19 protein-coding genes are annotated in these 17,604 nt (G+C 65.1%); 12 read left to right on the plus strand and 7 right to left on the minus strand.

Annotated features, from left to right (window positions below):
• Positions 1-68: 68 nt before the first annotated feature.
• Positions 69-710, minus strand: coding sequence for a hypothetical protein (locus M0209_RS00645; protein ID WP_258886246.1), 642 nt, complete (start codon positions 708-710; stop codon positions 69-71).
• A gap of 126 nt (positions 711-836) precedes the next feature.
• Between M0209_RS00645 and M0209_RS00650 the strand changes: the two genes are divergently transcribed.
• From M0209_RS00650 to M0209_RS00665, 4 genes are all read left to right on the plus strand, one after another.
• Positions 837-1,406 (plus strand): phosphoribosyltransferase, encoded by a 570-nt coding sequence (locus tag M0209_RS00650; protein ID WP_258886247.1) that lies wholly within the window; start codon positions 837-839, stop codon positions 1,404-1,406.
• A complete protein-coding gene (locus tag M0209_RS00655; protein ID WP_258886248.1) occupies positions 1,403-2,440 on the plus strand; it encodes an adenosine deaminase in 1,038 nt (345 codons plus the stop codon). The genes M0209_RS00650 and M0209_RS00655 overlap by 4 nt, the downstream gene beginning before the upstream one ends.
• The gene (locus M0209_RS00660) at positions 2,437-3,369 is read left to right on the plus strand and encodes a glutaminase (protein ID WP_258886249.1); all 933 of its coding nucleotides are present in this window, start codon (positions 2,437-2,439) and stop codon (positions 3,367-3,369) included. Before M0209_RS00655 ends, M0209_RS00660 begins: the two co-directional genes overlap by 4 nt.
• 67 nt (positions 3,370-3,436) lie before the next feature.
• On the plus strand, positions 3,437-3,778 hold the full coding sequence (locus M0209_RS00665) for a hypothetical protein (protein WP_258886250.1): 342 nt from the start codon (positions 3,437-3,439) through the stop codon (positions 3,776-3,778).
• Between the two features lie 72 nt (positions 3,779-3,850).
• On the opposite strand, the gene M0209_RS00670 is transcribed toward M0209_RS00665, so the two are convergent.
• Positions 3,851-4,690, minus strand: coding sequence for a hypothetical protein (locus M0209_RS00670; RefSeq protein WP_258886251.1), 840 nt, complete (start codon positions 4,688-4,690; stop codon positions 3,851-3,853).
• Positions 4,691-4,845: 155 nt separating this feature from the next.
• Here M0209_RS00670 and M0209_RS00675 point away from each other — a divergent pair, with 155 nt between their 5' ends.
• From M0209_RS00675 to M0209_RS00700, 6 genes are all read left to right on the plus strand, one after another.
• Positions 4,846-5,874: a sterol desaturase family protein gene (locus tag M0209_RS00675; protein ID WP_258886252.1), complete on the plus strand. Its 1,029-nt coding sequence runs from the start codon at positions 4,846-4,848 to the stop codon at positions 5,872-5,874.
• Positions 5,875-5,946: 72 nt separating this feature from the next.
• Positions 5,947-6,576, plus strand: a complete 630-nt coding sequence (locus M0209_RS00680; protein WP_258886253.1) for a LuxR C-terminal-related transcriptional regulator — start codon at positions 5,947-5,949, stop codon at positions 6,574-6,576.
• Between the two features lie 199 nt (positions 6,577-6,775).
• On the plus strand, positions 6,776-7,540 hold the full coding sequence (locus M0209_RS00685) for a bacteriorhodopsin-like (protein WP_258886254.1): 765 nt from the start codon (positions 6,776-6,778) through the stop codon (positions 7,538-7,540).
• A gap of 131 nt (positions 7,541-7,671) precedes the next feature.
• Entirely contained in the window at positions 7,672-8,481 is an 810-nt protein-coding gene (locus M0209_RS00690; RefSeq protein WP_258886255.1) for a Brp/Blh family beta-carotene 15,15'-dioxygenase, read from the plus strand.
• A 28-nt stretch (positions 8,482-8,509) separates the two neighbouring features.
• Positions 8,510-10,762: a DNA topoisomerase IV subunit A gene (parC, locus tag M0209_RS00695; protein WP_258886256.1), complete on the plus strand. Its 2,253-nt coding sequence runs from the start codon at positions 8,510-8,512 to the stop codon at positions 10,760-10,762.
• Between the two features lie 91 nt (positions 10,763-10,853).
• On the plus strand, positions 10,854-12,542 hold the full coding sequence (locus tag M0209_RS00700) for a bifunctional diguanylate cyclase/phosphodiesterase (RefSeq protein WP_258886257.1): 1,689 nt from the start codon (positions 10,854-10,856) through the stop codon (positions 12,540-12,542).
• Here the strand turns inward: M0209_RS00700 and M0209_RS00705 are convergent.
• Genes M0209_RS00705 through M0209_RS00720 form a run of 4 tightly spaced genes read right to left on the minus strand, consistent with a single transcriptional unit; the run spans position 12,526 to position 15,349 of the window.
• Positions 12,526-13,704 carry a CCA tRNA nucleotidyltransferase gene (locus tag M0209_RS00705; RefSeq protein WP_258886258.1) on the minus strand — a complete coding sequence of 393 codons (1,179 nt, stop codon included), beginning with the start codon at positions 13,702-13,704 and terminating at the stop codon, positions 12,526-12,528. The two genes, M0209_RS00700 and M0209_RS00705, sit on opposite strands and share 17 nt — an antisense overlap.
• Positions 13,698-14,282 carry a CoA pyrophosphatase gene (locus tag M0209_RS00710; RefSeq protein ID WP_258886259.1) on the minus strand — a complete coding sequence of 195 codons (585 nt, stop codon included), beginning with the start codon at positions 14,280-14,282 and terminating at the stop codon, positions 13,698-13,700. Before M0209_RS00710 ends, M0209_RS00705 begins: the two co-directional genes overlap by 7 nt.
• Positions 14,279-14,839, minus strand: coding sequence for a DUF1285 domain-containing protein (locus tag M0209_RS00715; RefSeq protein WP_258886260.1), 561 nt, complete (start codon positions 14,837-14,839; stop codon positions 14,279-14,281). Before M0209_RS00715 ends, M0209_RS00710 begins: the two co-directional genes overlap by 4 nt.
• Positions 14,840-14,848: 9 nt before the next feature.
• Positions 14,849-15,349: a GNAT family N-acetyltransferase gene (locus M0209_RS00720; RefSeq protein ID WP_258886261.1), complete on the minus strand. Its 501-nt coding sequence runs from the start codon at positions 15,347-15,349 to the stop codon at positions 14,849-14,851.
• Positions 15,350-15,410: 61 nt separating this feature from the next.
• Between M0209_RS00720 and M0209_RS00725 the strand changes: the two genes are divergently transcribed.
• Both M0209_RS00725 and M0209_RS00730 read left to right on the plus strand, forming a co-directional pair.
• Positions 15,411-15,782: a dihydroneopterin aldolase gene (locus tag M0209_RS00725; RefSeq protein ID WP_258886262.1), complete on the plus strand. Its 372-nt coding sequence runs from the start codon at positions 15,411-15,413 to the stop codon at positions 15,780-15,782.
• Positions 15,779-16,519 carry an SDR family oxidoreductase gene (locus tag M0209_RS00730; protein ID WP_258886263.1) on the plus strand — a complete coding sequence of 247 codons (741 nt, stop codon included), beginning with the start codon at positions 15,779-15,781 and terminating at the stop codon, positions 16,517-16,519. Before M0209_RS00725 ends, M0209_RS00730 begins: the two co-directional genes overlap by 4 nt.
• Positions 16,520-16,534: 15 nt before the next feature.
• Here the strand turns inward: M0209_RS00730 and M0209_RS00735 are convergent, their stop codons facing one another.
• Positions 16,535-17,419, minus strand: coding sequence for a hypothetical protein (locus tag M0209_RS00735; protein WP_258886264.1), 885 nt, complete (start codon positions 17,417-17,419; stop codon positions 16,535-16,537).
• Between the last annotated feature and the right edge of the window lie 185 nt (positions 17,420-17,604).

The following is a 17,604-nucleotide window of genomic DNA, read 5'->3' on the forward strand; positions in this document are numbered from 1 at the left end:
TCGAGCGGGCGGCCGGGGCTTCGCGGGGCGCTATAGCGGGGCGGGAAGCAGCGCGCAAACGCGCCGGGTCAGTGCGCGGTGCGGCGCAGGAACGCGAAATTATAGTCGCTGTCGTCGATCCAGATGCGCGGCGGCAAATCGCCGAGCGGAGCATACGCCAAGCCGCGCATCGCGAGTTCCTCGATCACGCCAGGATGTCCGCGCCGGTCGTTCCAGCCGATCACGAGCAGGCCGCCGCCGTTCAGCGACGTAGTACAGGCATCGACGACACGCGTCTGGGCCGCATAGCCATAGACCCCGAATCCGAACAGTCCGGTCAGAAAAATCGCATCGAACCGCACATCGGGCAGCAACTCGGGGAGCGCGCCGATGTCGCCGGTGACATGACGCCCGGGCACGCCGTGCGGCGCGGCGGCGGGATCGTAATCGATCGTCCAGCACTCCGCCCCGTGTGTCGTTACCCGTGCGGGATAATCGGCCGTATAGCCGCGCACGCCCGCAAGCAGGATGCGTCCGCCCGCTGCGGCTACCTGCGGGAAAATGTGATCGCGCAGCACTTCGCGATCGGGTGCGGCGGCGATGAGCGCCTCTTCGCGCGCGCGCGTCAGATGTAGGCGCGACAGAAATTTCACGATCGCGCGCCGCGATGGAATGCGCTGGTCCAGCATATGCGCCGCGCAGTCGCGGCGCGCCGTCGAAAATTGTGCCATGCCCCGACATCTTCCCCAAGACTCGGTTTACGTTATTTCACACACGGAACGAGGTCAAATCGGGCGGAACGACCGGTGCAACGGAATTGGGTTGCGGTCGGCGCGCATCGCTGTGAAGCAGCGTGCATGACCGAAAAAATCTACCTTACCGCCAACGATCTTCTCGCCGACTCATTCCGTCTCGGCATGCAGGTGGTCGACAGCGGCTTTGCGCCGACGCACCTCGTGGGCATCTGGCGCGGCGGGGCGCCCGTCGGCATCGCAGTGCAGGAGCTGCTCGAATATAAGGGCGTGCCGTGCGACCATATCGCGGTGCGGACCTCGTCCTATTCGGGGATCGACCGGCAGGACGCCGAGGTCCGCGTGTTCGCGCTCGGCTATCTTATCGACACGCTGGGGCCGGACGACCGTTTGCTCGTCATCGACGACGTGTTCGACAGCGGGCGCAGCATTGCCGCGTTCCTGCGCGAGCTCGCGGTGCGCTGCCGCCACAATATGCCGCGCGAGGTGCGGATTGCGACGGTGTGGTACAAGCCGTCGCGCAACCGGACGGCGCTGAAGCCCGACTTTTACGTTCATGCGACCGAGGAGTGGCTGGTGTTCCCGCACGAAATCGACGGGTTGAGCGAAGCCGAAATCCGCGCGTACAAGCCCGAGGTGGCGATCATCCTGGGCGAACAGGCGGTGGACGCATGAGCAACGGGTTCGCCAGTGCCGCAGACCGTCGCGAATTTATCGCCGGACTGCCCAAGGCCGAATTGCATTTGCATATCGAGGGGTCGCTCGAACCAGAGTTGATGTTCGCGCTCGCCGAACGCAACGGGGTCGCGATCCCCTTCTCGAGCGTCGAGGAAGTCCGCGCCGCTTATGCCTTTTCCAACCTGCAGGATTTTCTCGACATCTATTATCAGGGGATGGCCGTCCTGTTGACCGAGAATGATTTCTACGACCTGACCATGGCCTATCTCGCGCGCGTCCACGCCGATGCGGTGCGCCATGTCGAAATCTTTTTCGATCCGCAGGGGCATACCGAACGCGGTGTCGCGTTCGCGACGGTGATTGGCGGCATCACCCGCGCGCTCGACGCGGCGCAGGCGCAATGGGGCATGTCCTCGCGCCTCATCATGTGCTTCCTGCGCCATCTGAGCGAAGCAGAGGCAGAGGCAACGCTCGATCAGGCCCTGCCGCATCTCGAACGCATCCACGGCGTGGGTCTGGACTCGTCGGAAAACGGCCACCCGCCCGCCAAATTCGCGCGCGTCTTCGCCCGCGCCCGTTCGCTGGGCCTGAAACTCGTAGCGCATGCGGGCGAGGAGGGGCCGCCGGCTTATGTTTACGAGGCACTCGACGTGCTCGGCGTGGACCGCATCGATCATGGCAACCGCTCGCTCGAAGACCCGGCGCTGGTCGCGCGGCTGGCGGCCTCGGGGATGACGCTGACCGTCTGCCCGCTGTCGAACCTGAAACTGTGCGTGGTCGACGACCTGCACGCGCATCCTCTAAAGACGATGCTGGATGCAGGATTGGCGGCGACGGTCAATTCGGACGACCCGGCGTATTTCGGGGGCTATGTGAACGCGAATTTCATCGGCGTCGCCGACGCGCTCGACCTGTCGCGCGAAGAACTGCTCGCGCTCGCGCGTAACAGTTTTACGGGGTCGTTCTTGCCCGACAACGAGCAGGGCGCGCATCTCGCCGCTATCGATGCCTGGAACCGGGCACACCCGTGACCCTCGACTTGCAGTCAATCGTCGACGGGATCGTGTCGGAGGCTGCGACGGCGCAGGATCGCGGCAAGGTCGCCGACTATATCCCCTCGCTCGGGTGTATCGACCCCGCGCAGTTCGGTATTGCCATCGTCACGCCCGACGGCAGCGTCCATACCGGCGGCGATGCCGCAGTGCCGTTCTCGATCCAGTCGGTGTCGAAGGTGTTCGCGCTCACCCTCGCGTTGGGGAAGGTTGGCGGCGACTTGTGGCAGCGCGTGGGGGTCGAGCCGTCGGGATCGGCGTTCAATTCGGTTGTCCAGCTTGAGGCGGAAAAGGGCATTCCGCGCAATCCGTTCATCAACGCCGGGGCCATCGTGGTCAGCGATGTCGTGCTGGGCAGCGGCGAGTCGCGCGACGCCATCGGCGATATCCTGCGCTTCGTCCGCTTCGTCAGCGGCGACGGCAGCGTCTTCATCGACAGCGCGGTCGCCAATTCGGAGGCCGATACCGGTTTCAGGAACGTGGCCCTCGCCAACTACATGCGCGCCTTCGGCAACATGGCGCACCGCGTGGACGACGCGCTCAAAGTCTATTTCCACCAATGCGCCATCGCCATGTCGTGTCGCCAGCTCGCGATGGCCGGACGCTATCTGATGATGGACGGGATCAATCCCGATACCGGGCGCGCGGTCGTAACCCCGGTGCGCGCGCGGCGCATATTGTCGCTGATGCTGACCTGCGGCCATTACGACGGATCGGGCGAATTCGCTTTCCGCGTCGGCATCCCCGGCAAGTCGGGCGTCGGCGGCGGCATCCTTGCGGTGGTGCCGGGCAAGGCGAGCATTGCGGTATGGTCGCCCGGCCTCAACGCGCGCGGCAATTCGAAGCTCGGCAGCGAGGCGCTCGAACGCCTTGCCGCGGCGACGAACTGGAATGTGTTTACGGCGTAGGTTCATTGCCGGAACATTCGATGGAACGACTCGTTCTGCGATTCACTAAATTAAACAGGAGGATCGCATGACCGAAATTCGCAACCCTGACGGGACCACGACGCGCGTCGACAACAACCAGCCTTATGTCGAACCGCGCCGCAGCAACGGCGGCACCATGATCGCCGTCGTGCTGATCGCGATTGTCGCTATCGTGGGAGTGCTGTTCGCTACCGGGTTCTGGAGCGCATCGGTCAAGGGCGGCAATCTGCCTACGGTCAGCGTCAAGGGCGGCGACCTTCCCGACGTCAACGTGAAGTCGAAGGAAATCGTGGTGGGAACGACGAAAACCAGCGTGACCGTCCCGAAGCTCGAGACCAAGAAAACGACGATCGACGTGCCGACGGTCGGGGTCAAGGACGACAAATAGGCCGTCGTTCGACGAAACCCTATCAAAAGGCACCCTTCCCGCCGGGAAGGGTGCCTTTCTCACCTATGAGGCTCAGCTTTCGAAAGGTGCAGCCGCTGCTTCCTTCTGGTTGCCTAAGCGGCGGACGCCTAACCATGCCATGCCGCCGAGCAACGCTAAAGGCCATAGTGCGCCGAGCAGGTAAGCTAGCATGGATGCAATCGCGGCGCCCGACCCGGCACCGCTGCTAACGCCCTGTTTCCACGCATCGCCGAGCGCAGCAGGCGCGACTTCATAGTTGAAGCGGACGGGGGTGGTTGCGAGGCTCTCGACCTTGGCATCGCGCGTTTCGCCGAGTTCGCGGAGTTGTGCGCGCACTTCGCCCGAGCGCGCCACGAGTTGTCCCCGCGCATCCTTCGACAGGCCGGGAATACGCAGTTGCGCGTCGAGCTTGGCGAGTTCGGCGCCCATGCCATCTGCGGACTTGTCGCCCGCGACAATGGCCTTGCCTGCGTCCTCACCGGTCACGCGGCTGGTCGCCAGCGATCCCTCGGCCTTTTCGACCAAGGCCGTCGCGTCGCGCGCGAAACCGAACGCGAGTGCAGGATCGAGCAGGAAAGTCATGTCGGCCTCGACATTACCGCCCCGCGCCTTGTCGAAATGCACGGCAGTGACACGGCAATGCGCCATGCCCAGCTGTCCGCACAGTGCCGCATGGCTCTCCTGTACCGTCGCAATCTGCCGCTCGGGCAGGGTGAAGCCGTAGGCGAAATCGAACGCCACGCCCGGCGCGACCGACGGGTCGATCCCGGGGGCTTGTTCGGCGGAGGCATCGGCGGAGGTGCCTGATCCCGCGCTCGTTTCGGTGGGGGCTTTGGAACACCCGGCGACGATCAGGCAACCGGACAGCAGCAACAGAGCAGTGGTACGCATCGAACCTCTCCCGCGTTAAATCCGACTCGGACGATATGCTTTTGCGGGCAATGTGTAAATATGGCAAAAGTGTGGCATAATAAAGGCCGTATTAAGGCGAAGCGTGCTGCGGCCCCGTTGACCTCCGGTTTACCACGCGCGCGCTAAGACAAGGTGTGATCCGCGATTTCGCCTCGACCCTGGCCGACCGTACGGCGCAGCTCCTGCTGTCGCCGGGGTCGTCGCTGTCGCTGTGGTCACTGCTCGCGGCGCTGGCGATTGCGGTAGCAGTCGCGCTGGCAAAACACTCGGGCCGCGCGGTGCCGCTGCGCGCGATGGCGCGTGCGATGTTCCCGCGCCACCGTGTCTTTGGTGCCTCCGCCCGCGCCGATATGGGCTTCACCCTGCTCGCGGTGTTCGTCAGCAGCGCGCTGTTCGGCTGGGCGGTGTTGTCGCATGTCGGGATTGCGGCTGCGGTCGCGGCGGTGCTTGGAGCGCCGCTCGACCTCGGTCTGCCGTCATGGCTTGCCGTCGCTGCTATGACCTTCACGCTCTGGCTCGCCTATGAGTTCGCCTATTGGTTCGATCACCTGCTCAGCCATAAAATCCCCACGCTCTGGGCATTCCACAAGGTTCACCACAGCGCCGAGACGCTGTCGCCGCTGACCGTGTTCCGCGTCCATCCGGTCGACAGCATCGTGTTCTACAATATCGTCGCGGTCGTCACCGGGGTGATGGCGGGCGTCATGCGCTGGCTGATCGGCGTGGGTGTGTCGCCGCTGACCGTGGCGGGGACCAATGCGGTGACGATTGCCGCGATCTTCACGATCAAGCACCTTCACCACTCGCACGTCTGGATTTCGTGGCGCGGAGCTTGGGGTCGGCTGATCCTCAGCCCCGCGCACCACCAGATCCATCATTCGGTCGCGCCCGAGCACCACGACCGCAATTTCGGCGATACGCTGGCGGTATTCGACTGGCTGGCGGGCACGCTCCACCAGCCCCACTCAAAGCGCGAGCCGCTCACCTTTGGCGTCGAGGGAATGAGTAATCCGCATGGCCTGCGCGGTGCGCTGATCGCACCGTTCGGGGATGCCATGCGATCTGGCTTGGCGAAAAGGGTGAATTCTCAAGCCGTTGCTAAAAGTCGGAAGGCGGCCCGCAAGGACCACAGAAAGGTGCACACACTTGCTTCCCTGCCATAGGTTGGGCGGCTGACCCTGCCCGCGCAATCATCGACTTGGACATGGCTGTGCGATGGGCGTAGGGCGCGCGGTATGGAAGCGGTGCGCGGTTACGACCTCGACGCTGACGGCGAAAGCTTGCTGGCGTCCATCCGGATAAGCCCGATTGCGGCGGTTATTAGCGACCCACGTCTGCCAACGAACCCGATCGTCGCCGTTAACGACGCCTTTTGTCGGCTGACCGGCTACCCCGTCGATGAAATCATCGGCCGTAATTGCAAGTTTCTGGCTGGCCCCGCGACCGAGCCATGGCTGACCGAGCGGATCAGTGCAGGCGTGCGCGAGCGTCGCCCGGTGCTCGTCGAAATCCTGAACTACAAGCGTGATCAGACACCGTTTCGCAACGCCGTTCTGGTCGCCCCGGTATTCGATGCCAACGGTGAACTCGAATATTTTCTGGGCTCGCAAGTCGAACTGCCCGACGATGCGGTAGGGCCACTATCTGCGCGCCACGCGCACGCAGTTGCCGTGGTCAAAACACTGTCGCCACGCCAGCGCGAAGTTTTGCAGCGGATTGCCGCTGGATACCGCAGCAAGCAGATCGCCTGGCAATTGTCGCTTAGCGAAAAAACCGTGAAGATGCACCGGTCGCTGTTGTTCCAGAAACTGGGCACCAGCAACACTGCCGACGCGATCCGGATCGCGGTCGAAGCCGGGCTCTGACTACCGCCTAAAGTCCGTATAGCTGTCACCGCTTTTCGGGCGCACTTGACTGCCTGTGAGCACCCCTGCGGACGTTCCGTCTCTCCGTCACCCTGCGCAGGGGGTGCTGGCCGGCTTGACCCCCCCTTGGCCGGCCAGCACCGCTCACGATTTGTTTGCGGACGGCCGACTGCCGGAGCCGCTCTGACTGGAGTGACCGATGACCCAATTGACTGCCGGGCAGTTTTCGCTCGTGTACAATGCCTTTTCTTTCACCTTTGCCACGATGGCGGCGGCGACCCTGTTCCTGTGGCTCGGTCGGTCGCAAGTCGGCCCGGCCTACAAGACGGCCCTCACGATTTCGGGGCTGGTCTGCGCAATTGCCGCCTATCATTATTTCCGCATTTTCGAGAGCTGGAACGCCGCCTACGGCCTTGCCGACGGTGTGGTTACGGCGACGAACGTCGCGTTCAACGATGCCTATCGCTATGTCGATTGGCTGCTGACGGTGCCGCTGCTGCTGATCGAACTCGTGCTCGTCATGCGCCTGTCGCAGGACGAAACCATGTCGAAGTCGGTAAAGCTCGGCTCGGCGGCGGCGCTGATGGTGATCCTCGGCTATCCGGGCGAAATCGCGACCGACAACACGACCCGCGCGATCTGGGGCACGCTGTCGGCGATTCCATTCGCCTATGTCATGTTCCAGCTGTTCAAGGGATTGGGTGAGTCGATCGAGCGCCAGCCCGCCAATGTGCGTGAGCTGGTCAAGAAGGCCCGCCTGCTGACCTTCGCATCCTGGGGATTTTATCCCATCGTCTACATGATTCCCTACACCAACCTGAGCGGCGGCAACGTCGTGACGGGCGTGCAGGTCGGCTACACGATTGCCGACATCATCGCCAAGGCGGGTGTGGGCGTGCTCATCTACATCATCGCCGTGCGTAAGTCGGAAGCTGAATACGGCACGCCGGTCCGCGCAGGCTGAGCAGAATGGCGCTTCGGGTCGCACAATCGAACGCGCCAGAGATCGGGCGGAGCCGCACGGCTTCGCTCGATCGTTTTTCATGGCGGCAAGCAGGGCTTGCTGCCATGCTTGCCCTTGCGCTCTGTCTGCATTTGGACGGCTACCGCCTGAACGGTCCAGCCGCGACGACGATGGCGTGTCTCGCGCTGCTGCTCTTCGGTTTGCCGCATGGCAGCCTCGACATTTCGCTGTTGAACAACGCCGCCCGCACGGGGGTGCACCGGACGATTGCCGTCGTTTTGCTTTATCTCGGCTGCGCAGCCACGATGTATTTCGCGTGGCGTGCCGCGCCTGCACTCGCGCTCGGCGTGTTCCTCGTCCTTGCCTGCATCCATTTTGCCGAGGATTGGAACGATACGCTGCCTTCGTTTTTTGCCGTCGGTACGGCGGTCGCAATGCTAACGGCACCGGTTTTCCTGCATCGTGCCGAAGTCGGCGATATCTATGTCCGCCTGACGGGCGTTTCGGCATCGGCGATATGGATGGACGTCGGCATCCTCGTCGCGCCGATCTCTCTGGCCGCGGCGCTGGTCGGAATATACCTTGCGGATTGCCGTGCAAAAGCCGTTGAAACAGCGATGTCACTCCTCGCCATGATCCTGCTGCCACCGATTGTCGGGTTTGCGCTGTTCTTTTGCCTGTCGCATTCGCCGACGCAGCTCGTCGCCGGTCTAACAAGGACGAAAAACAGGTCGCATTTGCGCTGGACGCTGGAAATTGCAGCTGTCACTCTGGCAGCCCTCGGCATTGCGGCGCTCATTTTTGGGCACCGGGCATCGATAACGGCAAGCGATGGAGCGATTGTCGCCAGTTTTGTGACGCTGTCGATTCTCACGGTCCCCCATATGCTGATGCCTCATCTGGTTTCGGCATTCGACCGGCGACGGCACCCTATCGCCTAATCGAAAAGCCGCTGTTAGGTGGCGGGCAATGACTAACACCCGCGACGACGCCGACCCCTTCGACCATATCGTCGATGCCCCGTTCGATACCGCGCTCAGCGACCGGTATCTGGTCTATGCGCTGTCGACGATTACGGCGCGGTCGCTGCCCGATCTGCGCGACGGACTGAAGCCGGTTCACCGCCGCCTGCTTTGGGCAATGCGGTTGCTCAAGCTGGCTCCTAATGAAGCCTATAAGAAGTGCGCGCGCGTTGTCGGCGATACCATCGGCAAATATCATCCGCATGGCGACCAGTCGGTGTACGACGCGATGGTTCGTCTCGCGCAGGATTTCGCGCTGCGTTATCCGCTCGTCGACGGGCAGGGCAATTTCGGCAATATCGACGGCGATAATGCCGCCGCCTATCGCTACACTGAAGCGCGGCTGACACAGGCGACCATCGACCTGATGGCTGGACTCGATGACGGCACCGTCGATTTCAAACCTACGTACAATGGCGAGGAGGAAGAGCCCGAAATCTTCCCCGGGCTGTTCCCGAACCTGCTGGCGAACGGCGCCAGCGGGATCGCGGTCGGCATGGCGACGAGTATTCCGCCGCACAATGTGGCGGAGGTCATCGATGCCGCGACGCATCTGATCGACACCCCCCGCGCCGAGGATGCCGAGCTGCTGGAGTTCGTCCAGGGGCCGGACTTCCCGACCGGCGGGATCGTCGTCGATCCGCCCGCGCTGATCGCGCAGGCCTATGCGACCGGTCGCGGCGGGTTCCGCGTCCGCGCACGCTGGTCGGTCGAGGATCAGGGTCGCGGCACCTGGATCGCGGTCGTCACCGAAATTCCCTACGGTGTGCAGAAGGGCAAGCTGATCGAGGCGCTGGCCGCGCTGGTCAACGACAAGAAGCTGCCGATTCTTGCCGATGTCCGCGACGAAAGTGCCGAGGATATCCGCCTCGTTATCGAGCCGCGCAGCCGCGCAGTCGACCCGCACGTCCTGATGGAAAGCCTGTTCCGCATGTCGGAGCTCGAGGTCCGTGTGCCGCTCAACATGAACGTGCTGGGAGCCGACCGTACGCCGCGTGTGATGAGCCTGAAGGCGGTGCTCGAGGCATGGCTGGTCCATCAGATCGAAGTGCTGGTCCGCCGCGCGCAGCACCGGGTGTCGAAGATCGACGACCGCACCGAATTGCTCGACGGTTACATCATCGCTTTCCTCAACCTCGACCGCGTGATCGAGATCATTCGCACCGAGGATGAGCCCAAGCCCGTTATGATCGCCGAGTTCGCGCTCAACGACCGGCAGGCCGAGGCCATTCTCAACATGCGGCTGCGCTCGTTACGACGGCTCGAGGAAATGGAACTGAAGTCGGAACGCGAGAAGCTGGGGAAGGAACGCGCCGAGCTGATTGCGCTGATCGAAAGCCCCGCGCGGCAGAAGACGCGGTTGAAGAAGGATTTGGCCGGTCTCCGCACGCGCTATGCGCCCGAGACGTCGCTGGGCAAACGTCGCACGACGGTCGAGGAAGCAGCACCGCCGCGCGATATCCCGCTCGACGCGATGATCGAACGCGAGCCGATCACAGTGATCCTGTCGCAAAAGGGCTGGATCCGCGCGCTGAAGGGCCATGCCGATCTGGCCGGGGCCGACATGTCGAAATTCAAGGAAGGCGATGGCCCCGCTTTCGCGCTCCATGCCCAGACAACCGACAAGATCGTCGTGGCCGCCGCCGACGGGCGGTTCTACACGCTCGGCGGGGATAAATTGCCGGGCGGGCGCGGTTTCGGCGAGCCGGTGCGGCTGATGGTCGATCTGCCCGGCGAGATCGGGATTGTGCAATTGCTTGCCGCGCGGACCGACACCCGGCTGCTGCTCGCGGCGAGCGACGGGCGGGGGTTCATCGCGAAGGTCGCCGACGTCATCGCCGAGACGCGCAAAGGGCGACAGGTTGTCAATCTGCGCCCCGGTGCCACGCTCATCGTCGTCCGCCCGATCGGCGCGACCGACGATGCGGTGGCAACTATCGGCAACAACCGACGATTGCTGATCTTCCCGCTGTCCGAACTCCCCGAAATGGGGCGGGGGCAGGGGGTACAGCTCCAGAAATTCCGTGAAGGCAGCCTAACCGATGCCAAGACCATCGTGCTGTCGGAAGGACTGAGCTGGGCGATGGGCGGCGACAGCGGGCGGACCCGTTCCGAAACCGACCTGATGCCGTGGCGCGCCGCACGCGGGGCCATCGGGCGTTCGCCACCGACGGGATTTCCGAGAGATAACAAATTCTGACTTGAATCCTGCTTTCAGCACGATTTAACGCTTTGTCACATACAATCGGCGGGTGAAGGTCGCTCTACGTAAACCGGCGGAACAATCGCCCATGGCAACGCGCGCGCCTTCGGGACGTGACCGGCCGCGCGATGTCGCCGAGCGACAAGCCTATATCGATGCGCTGCCTCTGCCTGCCGCCATCGTCGCGATGCGGGGCAGCCGGCTCGACATCCGTGCGTCGAACGCAGGTTTTGCCAAACTCGAAGCGACAGCATGCAAACGTGCCGACAAATTGTTGCGGCGTATCGGCGCAGCCGATGCCGTAGGACGCGTCCTGTCGGGAGAAAGCAGCAGCGAGCGTTTCCAGTGGCGCGACGGCGGGCTGATCGAGGGGCGGCATTTCACCGTGACGGTTTCGCCGGTGACGCCCGGTTCCGAATTCGGACGGCGCGTACTGGTGACGTTGCTCGAGCGTACCGGCGAAGTCCGCGCGGGCGAATCGCTGCGCCGCCAGACGCTGACCGACCCGCTATCGGGTCTCGCCAACCGCGCGGGATTTGTCGAAGGACTCGACCTGCGGATTGCCGATGACGGCGCGGACGGCCAAGCGCTGGTGCTGGTCGATCTCGCCCGGTTCAGCCGGGTCAACGAATGCATGGGGTCGCTGGGCGGCGACGAGCTCATCATCACTGTCGCGCGCCGCCTGCTCGGCCAGTTGCGCGGCACCGACCTGCTCGGGCGCACCGGCGCCAATGAATTCGCCATCGCCGTGCGGATCGACGATGGACCCGGCGACGTCCTTCATGTCGCGCGACGGGTCGAGGCGGCCCTGTCGCAGCCGTTCCGCCTGTCGGACTTCGAGATCAAGATCGACTGCGCCATCGGTTGCGTGCTCGCCACCGACGGCGGCGCTACCGACGATGCGGAGGAATTGTTCCGCCATGCCCAGCTCGCGCTGAAAGCGGCCAAATTGTCGAAGCGGGTCGAGGTGTATCAGCCGGCCGCGCTCGACGCGGCGCGCCGCCGGTTCACGATGGAGACCGAGCTGCGCCGCGCCATCGAGCGCGACGAACTGTCGCTCGCCTTCCAGCCGCTGTTTTCGCTGGCAACGGGGCAGATTTCGGGGTTCGAGGCATTGGCGCGCTGGGACCATCCCGACGGTGCTATTCCGCCCAGCGATTTCATTGCGGTTGCGGAGGATTGCGGGTTGATCGTGCCGCTGGGGCGCTGGGCGCTCGACCGGGCGATGCGGACCTTGGCGGCGTGGGATGCGACGGCTGCCTACACCTTGCCACTCTACATGGGCGTCAACCTGTCGCCGATCCAGGTCGCGCGCGACGATGTTGCAGCGATGGTTTCAGGTGCGCTCGCCGCGCACCGGATGAGCGGCCACCGGCTGTCGATCGAACTGACCGAGGGTGTCATCGTCAGCGACCCGGACCGCGCCTCGCGGATGCTCGATGCGCTGAAGGCGTGCGATGCGCAGGTGGCGATGGACGATTTCGGTACGGGCTTCTCCAACCTCGCGTCCTTGCAAAAACTGCCCATCGACGTGCTCAAGATCGACCGGAGTTTCGTGACCGACATGCTCGGCGACCCCGACCGCATCGCGATTGTTCGCGCCATCCTCAGCCTGGCCCAGGCGCTCGGCATGTCGACGACCGCGGAGGGGATCGAGACGCCGGAAACCGCGCGGTTGCTGGCGGCGCTCGGGTGCACGACGGGGCAGGGCTATCATTTCAGCCGCCCGCTCGGCGGCGACGCCGCGCTGGCGTTTGCGCTCAGCGCGCTCGGCTGAGTTCTTCGGTGACGATGGCCTCGAGCACGCGGCCGTCGGGAAAGCCAGCTTCGACCCAGCGGTCTTCGATCCTGCCCAGGGTGCGCGCGACGATGGGGCCGGGGGCCAAACCGCGCGCAATCAGGGTGCCGCCGCCGAGCGGGAGCTGCGGGCGTTGCCAAGCGTCGAGCTTGCGCGCTTCCGCCTCTGGTCCGTTGCCGAGCAGGACGAGATCGACCGCGCTTTCAGGTCCATATCGATAGGCGAGCGCATCGGGACGGTCATCGTGGCGTGCGGCGGCTGTCGCGAGACGCTTCGCAACATGGTTCGACAATTTCAGCCGCGCGGCGATGTCGCGGGCGAGCGCCGGATCGGGCGCAATCAACGCCGATAGCCGCCGAACCGGATCGCCCGCCACCCCGGCCGCTGCCTCGCGCGCGACCAGCACGGCGAGCGGTGCGGCATCGACGATTTCGGGCAGGACGGGTACGAAAATGCCCTGTTCGATCATCACGCGCACGTCGGGCACGGGATCGTCCGCCGCGAGCAGCTTGAGCAGTTCGGCGGCAATCCGTTCGCGGCTCAGCGCCATCAGGTCGTTCGCGCGTGCCGTGCAGGCCGCCAGCGCCGCCGCGTCCGGAGCACCCGCCCCGAAGCGCGCATGAAAGCGAAAGAAGCGCAGGATGCGGAGGTGGTCCTCGGCAATGCGGGTCAGCGGATCGCCGATGAAACGCACCCGCCGCGCGTCGAGATCGGCCAGCCCGCCGAACCAGTCGAACACCGCGCCCGTCACCGGATCGGCATAAAGCGCGTTGATCGTGAAGTCGCGGCGGCTGGCGTCCTCCTGCCAGTCGTCGCTGAATGCGACCGTCGCGTGGCGGCCGTCGGTCGACACATCGCGGCGCAAGGTCGTCACTTCGACCGGCCCGCCGTCGGTCACTGCCGTGACCGTGCCGTGCGCGAGGCCGGTCGGCACCGCCTTGATCCCCGCCGCCTTCAGCCGCGCCATCACGTCGTCGGGCCGCAACCGTGTCGCCACGTCCACATCGCTGACCGGCAGCCCCAGCAAGCTGTCGCGCACTGCGCCGCCGACGAAGCGCGCGTCGTCCGGCCCGCCCAGCGCCGCGATCAGTGCCGCCATCCCGGCGCGCGTCCGCCAACCGGCTTCAGGCAGCACTACCATTTCAGGCGCGCCCCCAGATTGACCAGCATCGCCGCTGTCGCGCCCCAGATGCGTCGCTGCCCCCACATGATCTCGATATAGGTCCGCTGGCTGCCCTCGAACATCACTGTTTGCGTACCGTGGTTCGCGGTGTCGAGGACGTGCGCCAGGGGCACCTCGAACACATCGGCCACTTCGCGGACATGCGGGACCAGCGGCAGGTCGGGCGCGATCACGCCCAGCACCGGCACGATGTCATAGCCGGTGATCGTGCGATACGGGTCGAGACTGCCCACGATTTCGACCGCAGACCGGGCCAGCTCGACCTCCTCCTCCGCCTCGCGCAGGGCCGCTGCGACTGCATCGGCATCGCCCGGATCGACCCGCCCGCCGGGAAACGCGACCTGCCCCGCGTGATGGCGCATCGTGTCAGGCCGCTGCGTCAGGATCAGCCCCGGCTCGGGCCGGTCGGTGACGGCGATCAGCACGGCGGCGGGCGTCCCCGGCCCCGCCACCGCGCGGCGCATGTCGTTGGCGAAGGGCACGGCATGCCCCTCGGTCGCGGACAGGCTGGCGCGCAGCCGCTCGGCCAGACTCATGCGACCATCGGGAAGAATGCGCCACCGCTCCACACGCCAAGCGGGTCGGCCCCGTCATCGAGCGCCATTTCGGCGAGCTCGTAATAGACCGACCGGGCGACCAACGCCTCCAGCCCGCCCCGCACATGCAAATAAGGATGCGGCCCGTCCTCGCGGTCTTCGAATCGCAAGCCGTGTTCTGGCCCCGCGACCACGAGATCGCCCGTGTTGAGCCGGAAGGCCAGCGACCTGCCGGTCCCCGCGCCCTCATTTTTCACCTCGACTGCAATGAACGGCGCATCCTCGACCGCGATGTCGAGCTTCTCGCCCGGCGTCACCAGCACATGGCCGCCATCGGGTTCGCGACGAAGGATCGTCGAAAACAGCCGCACCATCTCTACGCGCCCGATCGGCGACCCCTGATGAAACCAGGTGCCGTCGCGCGCGATCCGCATTTCGCTGTCGCCGCAATGCGTCGGGTTCCATTTTTCGACCGGGGGCAGGCGCTTTTCGGCAACCGCGCGCGCGACCTCGGCGAGCGACATCGTCGTCAGGTCGGGCGGGGCATCCATCGGCATGGACGCGGCTTAGGCGTTGACTTCGCCCAGCGCAAAGGTGCGCGGCCCGAGCGTGCCGGTGCGCGGCAGGCCCTCCGCATTGCGGGCCAGCAAGCGCCGCCGCTCGACCGGCCCGGGCACGGCCCAACCCCCCGTCGCCTCCGCCGTAAAGCCGAAGAACCGCCCATAATATTCGGGGTCGCCGATCATCGCCATCGGTGCTTCCGGCGCGGTTTCGATCAACCGCTCCATCAGCTTACGCCCGACGCCTGCGCGTTGCCGGTCGGGCGCGACGGCGACAGGGCCGACCAGCACGACGGCGGCGTCGCCGAGTGCGACCGGCCAGCTCTGGATCGAGCCGACCAGCACATCCTCGGCAAATGCCGCAAAGCTCAGCGCGTCGATTACCGGCATCCCCTCGCGGATCCGGTATGCCGTGCGTGAATGGCGGTCGATCCCGAACGCCGCATCGAGCAGGTTTTCGACCGCCTGTGGATCGGCATCGGACAAGGGAGCAAGTCGAATCGTCATGGGACGCGCGCCTCTAACGGCCTTTGCGCGAATTGAAAGCGGCGCTAGGGGGGCGCCCGACATGAACGACCTTCTCCAGCTTTGCGTCCACGACCTCGAAGTCCCGGTGCTGACCGGGATTTTCTCCGAGGAAACGCACCTGCCGCAACCTTTGCGAATCTCCATCACGGTCGATCTCGACGCGCCCGAGCGGTTCGACCCGGACACCCCGCTGAGCGCGTCCAAGAATTACATGGACCTGAAACACGCCGCGACCGCCGCGCTGCCCCCGGGCGTGCATTTCAAGCTGGTCGAGGCGGTCGCCGACCATATCGCCGAAACCCTGATGTACGGCGACACCCGCGTGGCGCGGGTCGAAGTGTCGATCGTCAAGCTGGCACTCAGCGAAAACGGCGAGGCCATCGGCATCCGCCGCGTGCGTTATCGCAAATGAAGCTGGCACTCGTCACCGGCGGCCATCGTCGCCTCGGCGCGATGATTTCGGCGCGGTTGGCGGCGGACGGCTGGGCGCTGGCGATCCACGGCGCGCACGATGCTGAACCCGACGCGATACTGGCGGCGGCCTTCGCGAAATATGGCACTGCATGGCATGGGTTCGTCGCCGATCTCGCAGATAGTTCGGCCGTCGAGGGGCTGATCCCGGTGGTTACGGCGCATTTCGGTCGCGCACCCGACCTGCTCGTCAATAACGCCTCGCGCTTTGTCGATGACACGGCCGCGACCGCGACCGCTGCGAGAATCGCGGCGCATCACGCGGTCAATGCGGCGGCCCCGGTGGCACTGGCGCTGGCGCTGCACCGGTCGGGCGGGACGGGGAGCGTCGTCAACATTATCGACCAACGCATCCGTAATCCTGTCCCGGACCAGTTCGGCTATGGCCTGTCGAAGGCGGCGCTGGCGTCCGCCACGCGCACACTGGCGGTGTCGCTCGCCCCGCATATCCGGGTAAATGCCGTTGCCCCGGGGCTCACCCTGCCGACTGCCGATTACGATGCCGCGCAGATGGCCCGCATCGCCGCCGCCATGCCGCTCGGTGTGCTGCCGTCACCCGGCGATATCGCCGATACCGTCGCTTTCCTTGCCGGGGCGCAGAGCATGACCGGCCAGACCTTGTTCGTGGACGGCGGGGCAAGCCTGAAGAGTTTCGACCGGGATTTTGTGCATCTTTAGCCTGCAGGGGCAAATCTACCCCCGCGTCCGCGTACACGCCCCCATCGCCCCGATCACGAACGCATAGTCCACCCGCGATGCCGCAGCGTCGCTTTCCGACAGTTCGGCAACCGCTGCCGCCGGCAACACGCGCGGCAGGAAGCACGCGAGGCGATACCAGCCCAGCGTGTCGCGTGCCGGGGCCTGGGCTGCCTCGTCGACGATTTCGCCCAGCGAGACCGCCCATGCCGTCGCCTGTCCCGGTCGCCGCAGCACGTTGATCGATACCGGTTGGGCAATGTCGGTCGTCAGGAAAATCTGCGTCTCGCCTTCGCCCGGCAAATTGCCGGGGCTGTGAAAGGCGCTGGCGATGCCGGTCACGCGCGGCGGGGCGTCGGCGGCAAGGCCGCTGGCGACGATGCGGCGGACGCGCGTTTCGAGCGCAGCACTCCACGGTACCATAGCGTCGCGCGCGGCGAGGCGCAGCTCGGCAGGGCGGCCGACGACGGGCAGTGCCGCGAGCAGCATTTGCTGCTTTTTGAGCTTGGGCGTTTTGCCGCGCGAATCGGGCGCGACATCGGCAATCCAGCTGACCCGTGGCGGCACCCCGCCGGTGCCGCGAATCAGGGCCGTGACATCGGCAACCAGATAGTAACGAATCATGGCAGGGCGGCCGGGTGTATTAGCGGGCTGTGGCACCGGAATGGCATCGACGATGCGGGCGGAGACGACGACGGGCGCTGCCAGAAACAGATCCGCGACATCGGCATAGCTCCAGCGGTCGGCAGGCGAGGCGACCGGCGGAGGCGCAGAAACCGCCGCTTTTCCGCCATTTATCGAAGGGATACCGAAAACGATTGCAAACAGGACGGCGCGAATTGCCGATAGGATGGACCGTGTCTGTGAACGGAATCGCATCATTGAAACCTCGTTACCATGAGGTCGTGGCACCTAAGCGAATGCGGGGGAAAAGGCGATTGCGCCGCGCACGGCTCGTCGATAGACTTTGCCCGTTCATCCGGAAGCAGGGTCGCTTTCCGGCGGAGCGCAGGGTTCCAGGCGCATGCGGTAAAAAGCCGGTGCGCGTATGTCCCTCGGGAATATTG

The sequence above is a fragment of the Sphingomonas sp. SUN039 genome (assembly GCF_024758725.1).
GTDB lineage: Bacteria > Pseudomonadota > Alphaproteobacteria > Sphingomonadales > Sphingomonadaceae > Sphingomonas_O.